We start from the raw sequence: 16,931 nt of genomic DNA, 5'->3' as shown, positions 1-16,931 counted from the left end.
CCCGAGCCACCTGCGAGAACGACGTCAGCCCCCGGGCGGACCCGGGGGCTGACGTGGGAAGAAGCGTAGATCGGGCCTCAGAGGCCCTTCATGATCTCTCGCATCAGCTCAGCGGTTTCGGACGGCGTCTTGCCGACCTTCACACCGACGGCCTCGAGGGCCTCCTTCTTGGCCTGCGCAGTGCCCGCGGAGCCGGAGACGATGGCGCCGGCGTGGCCCATGGTCTTGCCCTCGGGGGCGGTGAAGCCGGCGACGTAGCCGACGACCGGCTTGGTCACGTTGTCCTTGATGTAGGCCGCGGCTCGCTCCTCGGCGTCGCCGCCGATCTCGCCGATCATCACGATCGCCTGGGTCTCCGGGTCGTTCTCGAAGGCCTCGAGGGCGTCGATGTGCGTGGTGCCGATGATCGGGTCGCCGCCGATGCCGATGGCGGTCGAGAAGCCGAAGTCCTTCAGCTCGAACATCATCTGGTACGTCAGCGTGCCCGACTTCGACACCAGGCCGATGGGCCCCTTGCCCGCGATGGTGTGCGGGGTGATGCCGGCCAGCGACTCCTCCGGCGTGATGATGCCGGGGCAGTTGGGGCCGATCATCCGGGTGCCGGCGTGGTTCTTCTCCGACTGCAGGTAGCTCCACACCTCGGCGGAGTCCTGCACCGGAACACCCTCGGTGATGACCACGAGCAGCCCGATGCCGGCGTCGATGGCCTCGATGCAGGCGTCCTTGGTGAACGCCGGCGGCACGAAGACGACCGACACGTCGGCCCCGGTCTCCTTCATCGCGTCAGCGACGGTGCCGAAGACCGGCTGCGTGGTGCCGGCGAGCTCGACCGTGGTGCCGGCCTTGCGGGCATTGACGCCGCCGACGATGGTCGAGCCGGACTCGATCATCAGCGTGGTGTGCTTCGACCCCATACCGCCCGTGATGCCCTGGACGATGATCTTGGAGTCCTTGTTCAGGTAGATCGACATGTCGGTGCTTTCTCTCGCTCTCTCGTCCCGGCTCAGGCGTTGGCCAGCTCGGCGGCCTTGTCGGCCGCGCCGTCCATCGTGTCGACCGTGGTGACCAGGGGGTGGTTCAGTTCCTCGAGGATCGCGCGGCCCTTGTCGACGTTGTTGCCGTCGAGGCGGACGACGAGGGGCTTGGTGGCCTCGTCGCCGAGGATCTCCAGGGCGCCCTTGATGCCGTTGGCGACCTCGTCGCAGGCGGTGATGCCGCCGAAGACGTTGACGAACACGCTCTTGACCTGGGCGTCGTTCAGGATCACGTCGAGACCGTCGGCCATGACCTGCGCGTTGGCGCCGCCACCGATGTCGAGGAAGTTGGCGGGCTTGACGCCGCCGTGCTTCTCACCGGCGTAGGCGACGACGTCGAGCGTGCTCATCACGAGGCCCGCGCCGTTGCCGATGATGCCGACCTGACCGTCGAGCTTGACGTAGTTGAGGCCCTTGTCCTTGGCTTTCGCCTCGAGCGGGTCGGCCTCCTCGCGGATCTCGAAGGCCTCGTGGTCGGGGTGGCGGAACTCCGAGGCATTGTCGTCGAGCGAGACCTTGCCGTCGAGCGCCTCGAGCTTGTCGCCGGCCAGGCGGGCCAGCGGGTTGACCTCGACCAGCGTGGCGTCCTCCTCGACGAAGGTCTGGTAGAGCGCCTGGATCATCTCGACGGCCTGCTCGAAGACGGGCTCGGGGAAGGCGGCCTCGGTCGCGATCTCGCGAGCCTTGGCCGCATCGACGCCGGCGCCGGGGTCGATCGCGATCTTCTTGACGGCGTCGGGATTGGTCTTGGCGACCTCCTCGATCTCGACGCCGCCCTCGACCGAGGCGATGCAGAGGTACTGGCGGTTGGAGCGGTCGAGCAGGAAGGAGAAGTAGTACTCCTCCTCCGGCGGCGTCGCGGGCGTGATCATCACGCGGTTGACCGTGAGGCCCTTGATCTCCATACCGAGGATGTCGGAGGCGTACTGGAAGGCCTCGTCGGCGGTCTTGGCGATCTTGACGCCGCCGGCCTTGCCTCGCCCGCCGGCCTTGACCTGCGCCTTGACGACGGTGACCCCGCCGAACTCCTCGGCGGCAGCCTTGGCCTCCTCGGCCGTCTCGACGGTCTTGCCCACCGTCGTCGCGACACCGTGCTTGGCGAAGAGCTCCTTCGCCTGGTATTCCATCAGGTCCACTGATCCACCAGTCCTCGTAGTTCTGCGTGTCTCGCCCGCGGCGCAGCCGCCTGCGGACGGTGATGTCCGCTCGGCACCCTAGACCCGAGGGCGCTGCCACAGCGAGGATCCGGCCGTTGCACGTGACGCAGGTCATGTGGTGGACCGGTAACCCGCGGTGGTGGCGCGCGTTGGTCCAGCACCAAGGCAACGAGACATGCCCGGGGTTCGACCCCGCTGTGACCGGTCCGTTATGGTCTGTGCGGTCCCACCCTCCCGGGTGATCTCCCCTCACACCTCACGACGGAGTCGCGCATGCACCAGCACCGGGTTCACCCCCACGCTGGTCACGGCTCCCCTGACACGGTCGAGGCTCCTGCCCCCTACGTCGGGCGCCGCCGCGCCGCCGCTGCGATCGACGAGGCGCCGGCCGTCACGAGCGCCCCCTACGTCGGACGCCGCCGAGCGGCCGTCGCCGACGACTTCGACACCGCGGCCATCGACCGCGTCATCGCGCACCTCGAGCCGATCGACCAGTCGACCTCCTTCACCGACGAGGTCACCGAGATCCTGCCGTTGGTCACCGAGTCCGCCCCGGAGACCGCGACGGCCCGCCGCGAACCCGGCCGCCGGCGCGCCGCCAAGCGCACCCGACTGCCACTGGTGGGCAAGCTGCCCTCCGTACCGGCCCTGCTCGGCGTGGCCGCGCTCGCGACGTCCGTCGTCGGCGTCGTGCACACCTCGGCCTCCGACACCGATCTTGCTGCGGGCGGCACCGCGCGGCTCGGTTCGGTCGGGGCGCTCACCGGCACCGATGCGATCGGCCGGATCAGCCCCAAGCAGCGGGCCGCGATCGTCTCTCGCGACAGCGACCGCCAGGCCATGGAGGACGCCGCGGGCGGCCCCCTGGAGAAGGCGGTCGAGGCGCAGGCCGAGCAGCGCAACGCCGCGCTCGCCCAGCTCGCCGCGTCGGCCGAGAAGCGCTCCTCGGTGCTGGCCGAGAACGCCTGGGGCCTCCCCGTGGCCGCCGGCGCCTACCACCTCACCGCCCGCTTCGGCGAGTACGGCCTCTGGTCGAGCTACCACACCGGTCTCGACTTCGCGGCCCCCACCGGTACCACCATCATGGCGATCGCCGGCGGCACCGTGACCTCGGCCGGCTACGACGGCGCCTACGGCAACAAGACCGTCGTCACCCTCGATGACGGCACCGAGATCTGGTACTGCCACCAGACCACCATCAACGTCAGCGTCGGCCAGAGCGTCGTGTCCGGCCAGCCGATCGGCACCGTGGGCTCCACCGGCCACGTGACCGGCCCCCACGTGCACATCGAGGTCCGCCCCGGCGGCGGTGACCCGGTCGACCCCTACGCCGCCATGGTCGCCCACGGCGACACGCCGTAGTCGAGACCCGTCGCTGGTTGAGCCGGGCGAGGCGCCAGCCGAGACCCGTGCCCACCGGTGGTTGAGCCGGGCGAGGCGCCAGCCGAGACCGTGTCGAAACCCGGTGAGGTAGAAAGCAGCGTCGCCTTCACAGTCGCCGGGTTTCGACGCGCTCGTCGCTAGCGCTCCTCACGGCTCAACCACCAGGGCCATCACGGTGGTTGAGCCGGGCGAGGCGCCAGCTGAGTCCCGTGCCCACCGGTGGTTGAGCCGGGCGAGGCGCTAGCCGAGTCCCGTGTCGAAACCCGGTGAGACGGAAAGCAGCGCTGCCTTCACAGTCGCCGGGTTTCGACGCGCTCGTCGCTGGCGCTCCTCACGGCTCAACCACCCGGGCCACCGCGGGTGGTTGAGCCGGGCGAGGCGCTAGCCGAGACCGTGTCGAAACCCGGTGAGGTAGAAAGCAGCGCTGCCTTCACAGTCGCCGGGTTTCGACGCGCTCGTCGCTAGCGCTCCTCACGGCTCAACCACCAGGGCCGTCACGGTGGTTGAGCCGGGCGAGGCGCCAGCCGAGACCCGTGTCGAAACCCGGTGAGATGGAAAGCAGCGTCGCCTTCACAGTCGCCGGGTTTCGACGCGCTCGTCGCTGGCGCTCCTCACGGCTCAACCACCGGGGCCGTCACGGTGGTTGAGCCGGGCGAGGCGCTAGCCGAGTCCCGTGTCGAAACCCGGTGAGACGATAGGCAGCGCTGCCTTCACAGTCGCTGGGTTTCGACGCGCTCGTCGCTGGCGCTCCTCACGGCTCAACCACCAGGGCCGTCACGGTGGTTGAGCCGGGCGAGGCGCTAGCCGAGACCGTGTCGAAACCTGGTGAGATGTCAAGCAGCCTTGCCGGAAGCGGTTGCTGGGTTTCGACGCGCTCGTCGCTGGCGCTCCTCACGGCTCAACCACCGCAGGACGCCCTCGTCGCTAGCGCTCCTCACGGCTCAACCACCGTGGGAATCCACCAGTGGTGCGGCTACAGCTTCTCCACCGGTGCGTAGCGCAGCAGCAGCCGCTTGACGCCGTCGGAGCCGAAGTCGATGGAGGCGACCGCCTTGTCGTCGGCACCCTGCACCGACACCACGGTGCCGAGGCCGAAGGAGTCGTGAGTGACGCGGTCGCCCGGGGCCAGGGACGGGACGGCGCGCGCGGCCTTCTTCGCCTTCGTGGCGGCGTCGGCGCGGGCGGCCGCGGAGGAGAAGTTGCGTCGTCCGGCCGCCGTGGGCGAGCTGAGTCCCCCGCCGCCACCCGTGGAGCGCCCGCCCCAGGATCCGGACACGTCGGGGCGTGACCACTGGGTCTGGGCGGCCTCGGTGCGTCGCCAGTCCACGAGGTCGACGGGCAGCTCGTCGAGGAACCGCGACCCGGGGTTGTGCTGGGGAGCGCCCCAGGCCGACCGCATGACGGCGCGGGAAATGTAGAGCCGCTGCTCGGCGCGCGTGATGCCGACGTAGGCCAGCCGGCGCTCCTCCTCGAGCTCGCGCTGGTCACCGAGGGTGCGCGAATGCGGGAAGATGCCGTCCTCGAGACCGGTGAGGAACACGACCGGGAACTCCAGCCCCTTGGCGGTGTGCAGGGTCATCATCGTGACGACGCCGGGGTTCGTGGGGTCGTCGGGGTCGTCGGGGATCTGGTCGGTGTCGGCCACCAGCGCGACCCGCTCGAGGAAGTCGACGAGTCCGGGGTCCACCGTGCCCGCCTCGACATCGGCGGGGTCGGCCGACGGCCCAGCCTGGGGATCCTCGGAGAACTCCCGCGCCACGGCGACCAGCTCGGCCAGGTTCTCCAGCCGGGTGGCGTCTTGAGGGTCGTCGGAGTCCTCGAGCACCGCGAGGTAGGTGGAGCGGTCAAGCACGGACTCGAGGATGACGTCGGCGCGCTCGCCGGCGTCGACCATGGACTGGAGCTCTTGGACCATGGCGACGAAGTCGCGGATGCACGTGAGCGACCGGGTGGCCAGCCCCGGGGCCTCCTCGGCCCGCTGGAGAGCCTCCCAGAACGTGATGCGCTCCCGCTCGCCGAAGGCGTTGACGCAGGCGACGGCCCGGTCGCCGATGCCGCGCTTGGGCGTGTTGAGGATGCGTCGCAGCGAGACCTGGTCGTCGGGGTTGGCGAGCATGCGCAGGTAGGCCAGGGCGTCGCGGATCTCGCGCCGCTCATAGAAGCGGACGCCGCCCACGACCTTGTAGGGCTGGCCGGTGCGCACGAACACCTCCTCGAACACGCGCGACTGCGCGTTCGTGCGGTAGAAGACCGCCACGTCGCCTGCCCGCACCCCGTGCTCGTCGGCCAGGTCGTCGATCTGCTCGGAGACGAAGCGAGCCTCGTCGCGCTCGTCGTCGGCGACGTAGCCGACGATGCGGGCGCCGTCGCCGGCGTCGGACCACAGCTTCTTGGCGCGGCGGCCCTGGTTGTTCGTGATGACCGCGTTGGCGGCGGTGAGGATGGTCTGGGTGGATCGGTAGTTCTGCTCCAGCAGGATCGTGGTGGCGTCGGGGAAGTCCTGCTCGAACTCGAGGATGTTGCGGATGTTGGCGCCGCGGAAGGCGTAGATCGACTGGTCGGAGTCGCCCACCACCATCAACTCCGCCGGAGCGACCTGCTCGCCCGTGCCGTCGTCCTCGAGCTGGTGCGCGCAGAGCTGGTGCACCAGGGCGTACTGGGCATGGTTGGTGTCTTGGTACTCGTCGACCAGCACGTGCCGGAACCGGCGTCGATAGGTCTCGCGCACCTCGGGGAACCGCGCGAAGAGGTCGACGGTGCTCATGATGAGGTCGTCGAAGTCCAGCGCGTTCGCCTCGCGCAGCCGCCGCTGGTAGAGCGTGTAGGCGGCCGAGTAGGCCTCCTCGAGCTTGTTGTGGGTGTCGGCGGCGACGATCTCGGGGTCGCGCAGCTCGTTCTTCTGGTCCGAGACCCAGTTGAGCACCGCGCCGGGCGGGTAGCGGCGCGGGTCGAGCTCGAGGTCGTTGCACACCAGGCCCATGAGGCGTTTCTGGTCCTGCGCGTCGTAGATCGAGAAGCTCGACTTCAGGCCGAGCTTGTCGCACTCCTTGCGCAGGATGCGCACGCACGCGGAGTGGAAGGTGGAGACCCACATCAACCGGGCGCGCGCTCCGACGAGCGCCTCGACGCGCTCCTTCATCTCGGCTGCGGCCTTGTTGGTGAACGTGATGGCCAGGATCGAGCCGGGGTGGGCGCCGCGCTGGGAGATGGTCCAGGCGATGCGTCGGGTCAGCACGCGAGTCTTGCCGGAGCCGGCTCCGGCCACCACCAGCAGCGGTGCGCCCGCGTGCACGACGGCAGCCCGCTGCTGCTCGTTGAGACCCTCCACGAGGGCGTCTGCTGCCTGCTGCTTCGCGTCGTCCACCATGCTGCCGTCAGCCTACGGGCGAGCGACGACAGCCGCCGTCCGGGCCTGCCGATCAGGCGAAGGTGTGCGCGGGGCTCCAGAACACGGCCACGGCGACGTTCAGGACCGAGAGCACCAGCAAGCCTGCCCACAGCCCCTGGGGGATCGACGGCTTGCGCACGTTCGCCATGACCAGCACCAAGATGATCAGGCCGATCACGAGCTTCACACCGATCTTGGCGTGGTTCACGTCGCCGCCGTGAGCCTCGAGCACCCCGACCAGCGCGAGCCCGGCGACGAACGCCGTGCCGATGCCGTCGCGCATGGCGGCGTTCACCTGCTTGACCGGCTCCCGCGCCTGGCTCAGCAGACCGCCGACGAGGGCGGCGAAACCCAGGATGTGCACGAAGAGCAGGATCAGCCGCAGGGTCTCCACACTCCGAACCCTAGGGCACGCCTTCAGAGCAGACGGCGGTCGGAGGCCCAGCGGGTGAGCTCGTGGCGCGAGGAGAGCTGGAGCTTGCGCAGCACCGAGCTCATGTGGGTCTCGACGGTCTTGATGGAGATGAACAGCTCCCTGGCGACCTCCTTGTAGGCGTAGCCGCGGGCGATCAGCCGCATGACCTCTCGTTCACGCTCGGTGAGCAGGTCGAGATCCTCGTCGATCCCCGACGGCGCTGCCTGGCCCACCCCGGCGAACGCGTCGAGCACGAACCCGGCCAGACGCGGGGAGAACACGGCGTCACCGTCGGCCACCCGACCGATGGCGTCGACGAGTTCGGCGCCGGTGATGGTCTTGGTGACGTAACCGCGGGCACCGCCGCGGATGGTGCCGATGACGTCCTCGGCGGCGTCGCTGACGCTGAGCGCGAGGTAGCGGGTGCCCTCGCGGGCGGCCCGTCGCATGACCTCGACCCCGCCTCCCCCGGGCAGGTGCACGTCGAGCAGGACGACGTCGGGCCCGTGCTCCGCGACCGCGCACACGGCCTCCTCGACGTCGGCCGCCTCGGCCACGACCTCGACGATCATCGGCCCGGCCGATCCATAGGCGGCGAGCTCGGCGCGCACACCGGCCCGGAACATCGCATGGTCGTCGACGACGACCACCCGTACGGCGCCACTCATGACTCCTCCTTCGGCAGATCGATCGCCAACCGCACCTCGGTGCCCTCCCCCGGCGTCGAGCGCACCTCCGCGCGACCGCCGCACCGCTCCATGCGCCCGATCACACTGTGTCGTACGCCGTGACGATCCCCTGGCATCTGGTCGAGCAGGAACCCGGCGCCGCGGTCGCGCACGAAGCACTCGAGCCGGCCGTCGGCCACCTCGGCGTACACGTCGACCCGGGGAACCCCCGCGTGCTTGGCCGCGTTGGTCATCGCCTCCCGGGCGGCGCCCAGCACCGCACGCAAGACGTCGTCCAGCGAAGCGTCACCGACCGTGACGACATCGACGGCCGAGCCGTAGGCGTCCTCGACCTCGGCTGCCGCGTCACGCAGCGACCGTGCCCACCACGCGTCTGCCTGCGCGGGAGCCTCGAACAGCCAGGTGCGCAGGTCGCGCTCCTGCGCCCGTGCCAGCCGCGCCACCGCCGCCGGATCGTGCGAGGTCTTCTGGATCAACGCCAGCGTCTGCAGCACCGAGTCGTGCACGTGGGCGGCCACGTCGGCACGCTCCTGGCTCCGCACCCGCTCCTCACGCTCCTCGGTGAGGTCGGTGGCCAGCCGCAGAACCCAGGGCCCGATCACGACCGCGATGCCGGCCACGCCCACCAGGGCCGCCAGCGTGAGATCACGGGCCTGCCCGATGTTTCCGCCGCGCAGCGCGAACAGCAAGAAGGCCCCGCTCACCAGCACGGCCCCGGCGGCTACCCGCCCGTAGGCGGCCCAACCACCGGACCCGAACACCACGCGCACGGGGTCCATCCGGCCGGTCGCGTCGACCCACCGTTCCCGCTGGGCCTCGTCGGCCTGCCGCCAGAGCAGACCGACCCCCACGAGCGCCGCCAGGAGCGGCCACAGCACGGCGCCCCGGGCGAAGACGCCGTCGATCACGAACAGCAACCCGACGGCCAGGGCGGCGAGCGCGATGACCGGACCGCTGTCGGCCAGCCTGCGCACCGGCCCCGCACGCCGCCCACCACGCCGGGCGCTCGCCAGGCCGGGCGCCTCGGCGTCCAGCCCGAGCCGGGTGTCGGAGGGCAGCAGGAACCAGAGGCCGGCGTACATGGCGAGTCCGAGGCCGCTGACGACGGCCGTCACGACGAAGGCGACGCGCACCCACAGCACCGGCAGCGCCAGGTGCCGGGCGAGGCCCGCACAGACGCCGCCGATCACCTGCCCGTCGGTGTCGCGGTAGGCGCGGCGCGGCTCCCGGGCGGAGCCGGCGATGCGCGAGGGGGGCTGGACGGCGCTCATGACGTCGCCCATCGTCACACGCGCGCGGGGGACCGGCACCGGGGTCGACCCCGAGCCGGACCCCGAGCCCGACCCTGGACCGGAAACCAGGGCTCTCCCCGATGGTGGCCCTCGTCCCGGAACGCCAGGCTGGTGCCATGACGAGCACACCTCCCGGCGGCGACGAGGCCACCGGGCCCCAGAGCGCCACCCAGACGTCGGACCAGACGTCGGACCAGAGTTCGACCCACAGCGCCACGGGTTACACCGACGGCGGCCCCCGGGTCACCCGAGACGAGCTGCGTGACCTCTCCCGTCTGGCCCGCTCGACGGGTGATCGCAAGCTGGCCGGCGTCGCCGGCGGCGTGGCGCGACACCTCGACGTCGACCCGGTCATCGTGCGCGTCGGGTTCGCCGTGCTCGTCCTCTTCGGCGGCGCCGGCCTGCTCGCCTACGTGGCCCTCTGGCTGCTGATGCCGCTCGACGACGGCCGGCCCGCTGTGGTCGACGTCGAGGAGCGGAACCGGTCGCTGGCCCTGACGATCATCGGCGCCGTGTGCGCGCTGGTGCTCCTCTCCGATGTCGTCGGCGGCTCGGTGGGCGGAGACTGGTTGCCGTGGCCGCTGGTGCTGGTGGCGGTCGTCGTGATCGTGCTGGTCGGACGCCGCCGCGAGCGCGGCCAGCGACCGCCCACGGCGTGGAGACCTGACCCGAACGACCGCCTCCCCGAGCCGCGCGAGTACGCCGCGGCGTACGCCCAGCAGGCCCGCGAGGACGCCCGCACGCTCACCCTGCAACAACCGGACGATCGACCGCTGCCTCCTCCCCCGCCCCCGCGACCCCGGCGACCCGGACCCATCCTGTTCTGGTTCACCCTTGCCCTCGTCGCGCTCGCCGAGGGCGTGCTCGGCACGGTCGCGGTGGCCGGTACCGGCGTCCCCGCCTCGGCCTATCCGGCCCTGGCGCTGGGAGTCGTCGCCCTGATGCTGCTCGTCGGCTCGGTCTACGGGCGCCCCGGCGGACTGGTGCTCCTCGGGCTGCTGACCCTGCCCGTGCTCGGTATCGCCACCGCCGCCGACCACATCGACCCGGACGAGCAGGTGATCACGCCGCTGACCGCCGCCGAGGTGCAGTCCGACTACGACCTCGCCTCCGGCGCCGTCGTCCTCGATCTCAGCGCGATCGACGATGTCGATGCGCTCGACGGCCGGGTCGTGCGCATCCACATACCCGCCGGCACCATCGAGGTACGGCTCCCGAAGGGCCTTTCGGCCCGCGCCACCGGTGACATCTCCGGTCCCGGCCACCTCGACCTCTTCGGCGCGGAGGCGGGCGGCATCGGGTCTCACCTGAGCATGCGCACCCCGCCCGACCCCGGTACGCCCTTCGTCCGCATCGTCGCGGACACGAACATAGGAGAGATCCAGGTGACCCAGCCATGAGCACCGACAGCGCTTCGCCCACCGCGCCCTCCGGGCGCCACCCGATCAGCGTCGCCCATCTCGTGATGGGCCTGGTGTTCGCGGGCTTCGTGGTGATCTGGGCGTTGTTCGAGACCGACTCCGTGGTCGGCCACGACCTGCGCTGGCTGCTGCCGATCCCGTGGCTGTTCGCGGGTGGCGCGGGCCTGCTGGCGACTGCCGTCCGGCCACGCCGCCGCAAAGCGCCAGCCACGCCTACCTCCGACCTCCCCCCTCTCTCGAAGGAGAACGACGATGACTGAAGCACCCCAGCCCTGTGCCTACCAGCAGCCCAAGCGACTCACCCGCGACCCGCACGACAAGATGCTCGGCGGGGTGTGCTCGGGCGCCGCCCAGTACCTGGGTCTCGACCCGTCGCTCGTGCGCATCCTCACCGTCGTCGCCACGGTGCTGGGCGCCGGGTCGTTGGTGATCGCCTACCTGGCGGCGTGGGTGCTCGTGCCGCTCGCCGAGGCATCGAGCCCGACCGGCTGACCGTCCCGAGCCAGCAGACACGCCTCGGGCACATCGGTGATGAGCCCGTCGACGCCGGCCTCGAGCAGCCAGGTGGCGTACCCCGTGACGTCGCCGTGGCCGTCGCGGTCGGCGTCGCGACGGAAGACCCGCGGCAGGAACTGGTTCTCCGGCCGCACGGTCCACACGTGCACGCTGAGCCACTCTCGGTGTGCATCGACGACCAGCCTGCTGGGCAGCACCCGGGGACCGGCCGAGGTGAGCACGTCGCGGGCGACCAGCGAGTGCCGGGCGCCGATGCCGTCGGCGTAGCGCTCGACACCCGCCAGCCCGGACGGCGCCGCGAGGTCACGGAACGTCGTGGCCAGGCCCTGCGCCGCGAGGTCGGCGGGCCGGTCGTCGAGGTGGTCGATGAGCTGCACGAGCGGCACCCGCAGCATCGGGGCGAGCCGTTGGAGGATGGTCGGCTCGAAAGACATCACGCTCACCCGCGAACGCGGGTGGTCGAGGTCGTGCCGGGCCAGGTCGGCGGCGAGCGCCTCGTCGACCGGGAGGCCGCGCGCAGCGAACCACGCGCAGTCCTTGAGTTCGATCATCACCCCGATCGCACGGCCCCGGTGCAGCGACTCGGCGGCGACGAGGCCGAGCACCTCGTCGAGGCTGGCCACGCCGCCCAGCCCGTCGTGCCGTGCCGAACCGGGCCGCAACGCGGGCCAGCGCTCCCGCGTCCGCAGCGTGCTGAGCTGCTCCCAGGTCAGGTCGTCGGCGAACCAGCCCTCGACCCGGCGCCCCTCGACAAGCCGGCTGCTGCGCAGGTGCGCGAGGTCGGGTCGCTCCGCGACGTCCGTGGTGCGCGACAGCTCCGTCTCGTGGCGCACGACGAGCACACCGTCCGCGCTCATCACCAGATCGAGCTCGATGTCGTCGGCGCCGAGTGCGATCGCCAGGGCGTAGGCCTCGAGCGTGTGCTCGGGGCGGTGGGCGCTGGCACCCCGGTGACCGACCACCGCCGGCGTCACCACCATCGAGGACTGCATGCCCCCACGTTCTGCCGGGCTGTGGACCACGCGGCATATCCGAGGTGAACGTGAGGTGAGCAACGCACGAGGAGTCCCCTCGAGCAGCGATTCGCGACCCCTCGCGGGACGATTCGCGACCCCTCGCGGGACGATTCGCGACCCCTCGCGGGACGATTCGCGACCCCTCGCGGGGTCAGACGCCGGTGATGCGCAGACCCGCGTGGGTCTTGTACTTGCGGTTGATGGAGATCAGCACTGCGGTGAAGGGCTCGAGCTGGCGCGCCAGGCGCAGCTTGCCGCCGTCGATGCCGCGGCGTCCGGTCAGTGCGGCCGCGAGGTCCATCGCCACCGCCTTCGCGTCGGCGAGGTCGCCGACGACCAGCACGTCCTCGTCGAGAACGTCGTCCTCGCCCCACAGGAGCACCGCGGAGACGTTGTGGAACGCGCCGACCACGGTCGCCTCGGGCTGGAGCCGCTGCGCCTCCTCGGCCGCCGATCCCTCACCGCCGTCGATGACCCGGCCGTGCGCACCACGCTTGTCGAAGGCCAGCGGGTTCACGCAGCTGATCACGGTCTTGCCGGCCAGCGGCAGCGCCTCGACCAGCTCGGCGTGACCGTCGTAGGGCACGGCGAGCAGGACGACGTCAGCCGCGGCGCAGGCGTCGGCATTGGCCGCGCCCGACACCTCGCCCGCACCTCGCACACCGGCCAGCCGCTCGGTGACCTCGGCTGCGACCGGGCCGGCCCTCTCCGCCGAGCGCGAGCCGAGCACCACCGTGTGACCGGCCTTCGCGAACCGGTAGCCCAGACCCTTGCCCTGCGGCCCGGTGCCGCCGATCACCGCCACCGTGTAGCGCTGGTCGACGGGTCCGTCGTGGGCCTCGGGGGCGCTGGGGCTGCTCATGGGGTGCGATCTCCTCGTCGGGGACGTCTCTGGTGGTTCCGGGCATCGTCGCACCCCGCGGCGATCATGGGCCGGGGAGGTCACGCTTTGGTATCGTGGGAGGGCTATACGACAAGTGCGACCGAGATGTGGGGAATCGGGGGTGCCGGGTAGGTTCCGCGGTGATGTCCAGGGGCTTCGCGCCGTCGCAGTCCTCACGGTCATCGCCGCGCACTTCGGTGTCCCGGGCCTCTCCGGCGGGTTCGTCGGCGTCGACATCTTCTTCGTCATCTCCGGCTTCTTGATCTCCGGGCTGCTCTTCGGCGAGTTGCGCACCGGCGGCCACGTCTCCCTGACCGGGTTCTGGTCCCGGCGGGCCCGCCGCATCCTGCCGGCCGCCACGGTCGTCACCGTGGTCACGGTCATCGCCGGCCTGGTCACGTTGCCGCTGCTCACGGCCCGCGAACTGCTCGGCGACGCCGTGTGGTCCTCTCTCTTCCTGGCCAACGTGCACTTCGCGCAGCAAGGCGTCTACTACTTCGCCACCGACACCGGGCCGTCGGCCCTCCAGCACTACTGGTCCCTCGCCGTCGAGGAGCAGTTCTACGTCGTCTGGCCGCTGCTCCTCGTGGCCTGCGTCGCGGTCGCGCGACGCGTCTCCGGGCTGGGTCGCCAGCAGCGGCTGCCGCGACGGGGCATCATGGGCATGCTCGTAGTGCTCACGATCGCCTCGTTCACGTGGTCGATGATCAGTTCCCAGGACGCTCCGGCCGAGGCCTACTTCTCGACCCTGGCCCGGGCGTGGGAGCTCGGCGTCGGCGCGATCACGGCACTGCTCGTGCCGCAGGTCGCCCACCGGATGCCGCGCATCGTCGGATGGCTGCTCAGCGTCGGCGGCGTCGTCGGCGTCGCCGTGGCGTGCGTGGCCTACGACGCCCAGACCGTGTTCCCCGGCTACGCCGCGGCCCTGCCCGTGCTCGCGACCGCGGCCCTGCTGATGGCCGGCGCCCGCCCCGACGGGCTGCTGCCGCCGGTCCGCGCCGTCCTCACCAGCAAGCCCGCTCGCACGGTGGGCGACTGGTCCTACTCCCTCTACCTCTGGCACTGGCCGGCTCTCATCCTCGCCGAGCACCACCTGGGGCACGACCTCACTCCGGCCGGGCGCATCGTGCTGCTGCTGATCGTGTTCAACCTCGCCGGCCTGACCTTCCGCTTCGTCGAGGAGCCCTTCCGCAGCGGGGGCCTCGCCCTCCGGCTGCCCACGCCCCGCACCCTGGTGCTCTACCCCGCGAGCCTGGTCGTCGTCGGCCTCGTGCTCAGCGGCGGACAGGTCTACACCAACGCCCGGGGCGGGGAGTTCGGTGACAACCCCGCGATCACCGTCAAGGGCAAGGCGGCCAAGGGCGACGACACCGTCGCCCTGGTCAAGGAGTCGGTCGAGGCGGCTCGTCAGAAGGTCGGCATCCCGAGCAACCTCAACCCCAATCTGCTCGACCTGCGCAACTCCATCGCCGATGTCGGGGCCTGCGACTACGAGAACGACGTCCGCAGCCTGTGCGTGCGTGGCGACCCGAACGGCGACCACACCCTGGTGCTCATCGGCGACTCCCACGCACGTGCGTGGATCCCCGCGATGGACCAGATCACCGCCGACGCCGGTTGGCGGGCGTTCTACCTCGTCAAGCCGCAGTGTCCCGCCGGCGACGTCACGGTCTCGCCGGTCAACGAGCCGGTGGTGTTCAGCGCCTGCGACGAGTTCCACCAGTGGGTCTCCGACCAGGTCGCGGCCCTGCACCCCGACCTGACCGTGATCGCGTCGTCCCCGCCGGTGAACGGGGTGTGGCAGGACGGCAAGCGCCTGACCAGCATCAACGACATCGCCCCGGTGCTGGAGCAGGGCTACGACCGCACCTTCGCCGATCTCGGCGCCCACTCCGACCGCGTCGTGGTCATCAAGGACGTACCGAAGTCGCACCAGGATCCGGGCGAGTGCCTCACCGGCAGTCAGCCGAGCCTGCTCAACTGCATGTTCACCCCCGTCGAGCGCTCGACGATCCTGGGCGACATCGTGGTCAAGTCGGCTCTGCTCAACGGCGCCGAGGTGGTCGACCCCACGCCCTGGCTGTGCTGGCAGGACGAGTGCCCGGTGGTCATCGGCGACGTGCTCTCCTACCGCGACACCGATCACATCACGACCGAGTACGCTGCCCGACTGGCGGGAGCCTTGGGCCACGCGTTGCAACTCGACGACAAGCCCTGAGCCGACGCCCCGACGTCCCGCCCCGAGCCCTGAGGAGTCACGTGAAGCTGTCGATGCCGCTGGTCTACGCCGGTAACCCCCGCCAGAGCGCCGACGAGGTCGCCAGCCTCGAGAAGGCCGGGCTCGATCTCATCTGGGTCGCCGAACCGTACGGCTTCGATGCGCCCACGCTCATGGGTTACCTGGCCGCCAAGACAGAGACGGTCGAGATCGGCGCCGGCATCCTCAACGTCTACTCCCGCACTCCCGGCGCCCTGCTGCAGACCGCCGCGGGACTCGACAACGTCTCCGGTGGCCGTGCCGTGATGGGCCTGGGTGCCTCCGGCCCCCAGGTCATCGAGGGCTTCCACGGCATGCCCTACTCCAAGCCGCTGGGCCGCACCCGCGAGATCATCTCGATCCTGCGCCAGGGCCTGCGCGGCGAGCGGATCACCAGCGACGGCATCTTCACCCTGCCGCTGCCGGCCGACCAGGGCCTGGGCCTGGGCAAGCCGCTGAAGCTGCTCAACCAGCCCGAGCGAGCCGACCTGCCGCTGTGGGTCGCGGCGCTCGGCGACGCCAACGTCGCCATGACCGCCGAGATCGCCGACGGCTGGCTTCCGTTCCTGTTCTTGCCCGAGAAGGCAACCGAGGTCTGGGGCGCGGCCCTCGACCAGGGCCGCGCCAAGCGCGACGCCGCCCTCGGCCCGCTCCAGGTCAGCGCCGGTGGCATGCTCGCCATCGGCGACGACGTGCAGGGCATGCTCGACTTCATGCGCCCGATGTACGCCCTCTACGTGGGCGGCATGGGCGCGCGCGGCAAGAACTTCTACAACGATCTCGCCTGCCAGTACGGCTTCGAGAAGGAGGCCAAGCAGATCCAGGATCTCTACCTCGACGGCAAGAAGAAGGAGGCCGAGGCGTTGGTCCCCCAGGCCTGGCTCGAGGCAGGCAACCTGGTCGGGCCCGAGGGCTACGTCAAGGAGCGCATCGAGGCGTTCCGCGAGGCGGGTGTCACGCACCTCTCGGTGAGCCCTGCCTCCGACGACCCCGCTGCGACGATCGCCACCGTCAAGGAGTGGCTGTCCTGATGTCGGAGTCGGCCCCGCTGGCCGACTTCTTTCCGCTCGACCTCGAGCCGGTCGACTTCGACCGCGTGATCTGCTGGGTGCGGCTGCGCGTGCGCCCGAGCAGGCGACGCAGGCCGCCCCCGGCCCAGATCAACACCGAGAGGTAGACGGGGATGCCGAGCAGGTAGGCAGGCACCGCCAGCACGGGGTGCACCTGCCACGCGAGCACGAGCCCGACCGGTATCGGCGTCACCACCACGAGCAGTCCGAGCACGGTCACCGTCGTGCGTGCACGTCGTCCGGTCGACGACTGCTCCATTCCCCATGCACCTCCGGGCGCTGTGTCCTCTGGCTTCACGCTGGTCCAACGACCCGGCACGACAGAAGAGACACGCTCTCCCCGGGGGTTTGCCGCCGGGTCCACCCGCAGTTTCACGGATTTCCTCGACTCTGTGAAGCCCCTGGAACAC

At 70.8% G+C, this 16,931-nt stretch carries 15 protein-coding genes; 6 read left to right on the top strand and 9 right to left on the bottom strand.

Annotated features, from left to right (window positions below):
- Positions 1-77: 77 nt before the first annotated feature.
- Positions 78-971, bottom strand: coding sequence for a succinate--CoA ligase subunit alpha (sucD, locus tag ISG29_RS08555; RefSeq protein ID WP_194503004.1), 894 nt, complete (start codon positions 969-971; stop codon positions 78-80).
- A gap of 32 nt (positions 972-1,003) precedes the next feature.
- Positions 1,004-2,170: an ADP-forming succinate--CoA ligase subunit beta gene (gene sucC / locus ISG29_RS08550; RefSeq protein ID WP_194503003.1), complete on the bottom strand. Its 1,167-nt coding sequence runs from the start codon at positions 2,168-2,170 to the stop codon at positions 1,004-1,006.
- Positions 2,171-2,464: 294 nt separating this feature from the next.
- On the opposite strand from sucC, the gene ISG29_RS20485 reads away from it, so the two are divergent.
- Complete coding sequence (locus ISG29_RS20485) at positions 2,465-3,553, top strand: M23 family metallopeptidase (protein ID WP_207792905.1); 1,089 nt, start codon at positions 2,465-2,467, stop codon at positions 3,551-3,553.
- 994 nt (positions 3,554-4,547) lie between these two features.
- Here ISG29_RS20485 and pcrA read toward each other — a convergent pair.
- From pcrA to ISG29_RS08525, 4 genes are read right to left on the bottom strand one after another with little or no spacing between them, the layout of a single operon-like run.
- Positions 4,548-6,941: a DNA helicase PcrA gene (gene pcrA, locus ISG29_RS08540; RefSeq protein ID WP_194503002.1), complete on the bottom strand. Its 2,394-nt coding sequence runs from the start codon at positions 6,939-6,941 to the stop codon at positions 4,548-4,550.
- A gap of 52 nt (positions 6,942-6,993) precedes the next feature.
- A complete protein-coding gene (locus ISG29_RS08535; protein WP_194503001.1) occupies positions 6,994-7,356 on the bottom strand; it encodes a hypothetical protein in 363 nt (120 codons plus the stop codon).
- A 23-nt stretch (positions 7,357-7,379) separates the two neighbouring features.
- A complete protein-coding gene (locus tag ISG29_RS08530) occupies positions 7,380-8,045 on the bottom strand; it encodes a LuxR C-terminal-related transcriptional regulator (RefSeq protein ID WP_194503000.1) in 666 nt (221 codons plus the stop codon).
- Positions 8,042-9,337 (bottom strand): ATP-binding protein, encoded by a 1,296-nt coding sequence (locus ISG29_RS08525; protein WP_194502999.1) that lies wholly within the window; start codon positions 9,335-9,337, stop codon positions 8,042-8,044. The genes ISG29_RS08530 and ISG29_RS08525 overlap by 4 nt, the downstream gene beginning before the upstream one ends.
- A gap of 137 nt (positions 9,338-9,474) precedes the next feature.
- On the opposite strand from ISG29_RS08525, the gene ISG29_RS08520 reads away from it, so the two are divergent.
- Genes ISG29_RS08520 through ISG29_RS08510 form a run of 3 tightly spaced genes read left to right on the top strand, consistent with a single transcriptional unit; the run spans position 9,475 to position 11,271 of the window.
- Positions 9,475-10,758: a PspC domain-containing protein gene (locus ISG29_RS08520; RefSeq protein WP_194502998.1), complete on the top strand. Its 1,284-nt coding sequence runs from the start codon at positions 9,475-9,477 to the stop codon at positions 10,756-10,758.
- Entirely contained in the window at positions 10,755-11,039 is a 285-nt protein-coding gene (locus ISG29_RS08515) for a hypothetical protein (protein WP_194502997.1), read from the top strand. Before ISG29_RS08520 ends, ISG29_RS08515 begins: the two co-directional genes overlap by 4 nt.
- A complete protein-coding gene (locus ISG29_RS08510) occupies positions 11,032-11,271 on the top strand; it encodes a PspC domain-containing protein (RefSeq protein WP_194502996.1) in 240 nt (79 codons plus the stop codon). The genes ISG29_RS08515 and ISG29_RS08510 overlap by 8 nt, the downstream gene beginning before the upstream one ends.
- Here ISG29_RS08510 and ISG29_RS08505 read toward each other — a convergent pair.
- Together ISG29_RS08505 and npdG are read right to left on the bottom strand one after the other, a co-directional pair.
- On the bottom strand, positions 11,214-12,287 hold the full coding sequence (locus ISG29_RS08505) for a glycerophosphodiester phosphodiesterase family protein (RefSeq protein WP_194502995.1): 1,074 nt from the start codon (positions 12,285-12,287) through the stop codon (positions 11,214-11,216). The genes ISG29_RS08510 and ISG29_RS08505 overlap by 58 nt on opposite strands.
- 175 nt (positions 12,288-12,462) lie before the next feature.
- Positions 12,463-13,173: an NADPH-dependent F420 reductase gene (gene npdG, locus ISG29_RS08500; protein ID WP_194502994.1), complete on the bottom strand. Its 711-nt coding sequence runs from the start codon at positions 13,171-13,173 to the stop codon at positions 12,463-12,465.
- A 142-nt stretch (positions 13,174-13,315) separates the two neighbouring features.
- Here npdG and ISG29_RS08495 point away from each other — a divergent pair, with 142 nt between their 5' ends.
- Together ISG29_RS08495 and ISG29_RS08490 are read left to right on the top strand one after the other, a co-directional pair.
- On the top strand, positions 13,316-15,412 hold the full coding sequence (locus ISG29_RS08495) for an acyltransferase family protein (protein ID WP_194502993.1): 2,097 nt from the start codon (positions 13,316-13,318) through the stop codon (positions 15,410-15,412).
- A 41-nt stretch (positions 15,413-15,453) separates the two neighbouring features.
- Complete coding sequence (locus ISG29_RS08490; protein ID WP_194502992.1) at positions 15,454-16,482, top strand: LLM class F420-dependent oxidoreductase; 1,029 nt, start codon at positions 15,454-15,456, stop codon at positions 16,480-16,482.
- Here ISG29_RS08490 and ISG29_RS08485 read toward each other — a convergent pair.
- A complete protein-coding gene (locus tag ISG29_RS08485) occupies positions 16,463-16,780 on the bottom strand; it encodes a hypothetical protein (protein ID WP_194502991.1) in 318 nt (105 codons plus the stop codon). The genes ISG29_RS08490 and ISG29_RS08485 overlap by 20 nt on opposite strands.
- Between the last annotated feature and the right edge of the window lie 151 nt (positions 16,781-16,931).

This window comes from Nocardioides acrostichi (assembly GCF_015319165.1).
Lineage (GTDB): Bacteria > Actinomycetota > Actinomycetes > Propionibacteriales > Nocardioidaceae > Nocardioides > Nocardioides acrostichi.
The sequence above is the reverse complement of the archived record's forward strand: the minus strand, read 5'-3'. Positions and strand labels throughout refer to the sequence as shown.

Bases quoted from the DNA above. Each gene is read 5' to 3' on its own strand.
- sucD (WP_194503004.1), bottom strand. From the start codon at position 971: ATGTCGATCTACCTGAACAAGGACTCCAAGATCATCGTCCAGGGCATC.
- ISG29_RS20485 (WP_207792905.1), top strand. From the start codon at position 2,465: ATGCACCAGCACCGGGTTCACCCCCACGCTGGTCACGGCTCCCCTGAC.
- pcrA (WP_194503002.1), bottom strand. From the start codon at position 6,941: ATGGTGGACGACGCGAAGCAGCAGGCAGCAGACGCCCTCGTGGAGGGT.
- ISG29_RS08530 (WP_194503000.1), bottom strand. From the start codon at position 8,045: ATGAGTGGCGCCGTACGGGTGGTCGTCGTCGACGACCATGCGATGTTC.
- ISG29_RS08525 (WP_194502999.1), bottom strand. From the start codon at position 9,337: ATGAGCGCCGTCCAGCCCCCCTCGCGCATCGCCGGCTCCGCCCGGGAG.
- ISG29_RS08520 (WP_194502998.1), top strand. From the start codon at position 9,475: ATGACGAGCACACCTCCCGGCGGCGACGAGGCCACCGGGCCCCAGAGC.
- ISG29_RS08515 (WP_194502997.1), top strand. From the start codon at position 10,755: ATGAGCACCGACAGCGCTTCGCCCACCGCGCCCTCCGGGCGCCACCCG.
- ISG29_RS08510 (WP_194502996.1), top strand. From the start codon at position 11,032: ATGACTGAAGCACCCCAGCCCTGTGCCTACCAGCAGCCCAAGCGACTC.
- ISG29_RS08505 (WP_194502995.1), bottom strand. From the start codon at position 12,287: ATGCAGTCCTCGATGGTGGTGACGCCGGCGGTGGTCGGTCACCGGGGT.
- npdG (WP_194502994.1), bottom strand. From the start codon at position 13,173: ATGAGCAGCCCCAGCGCCCCCGAGGCCCACGACGGACCCGTCGACCAG.
- ISG29_RS08485 (WP_194502991.1), bottom strand. From the start codon at position 16,780: ATGGAGCAGTCGTCGACCGGACGACGTGCACGCACGACGGTGACCGTG.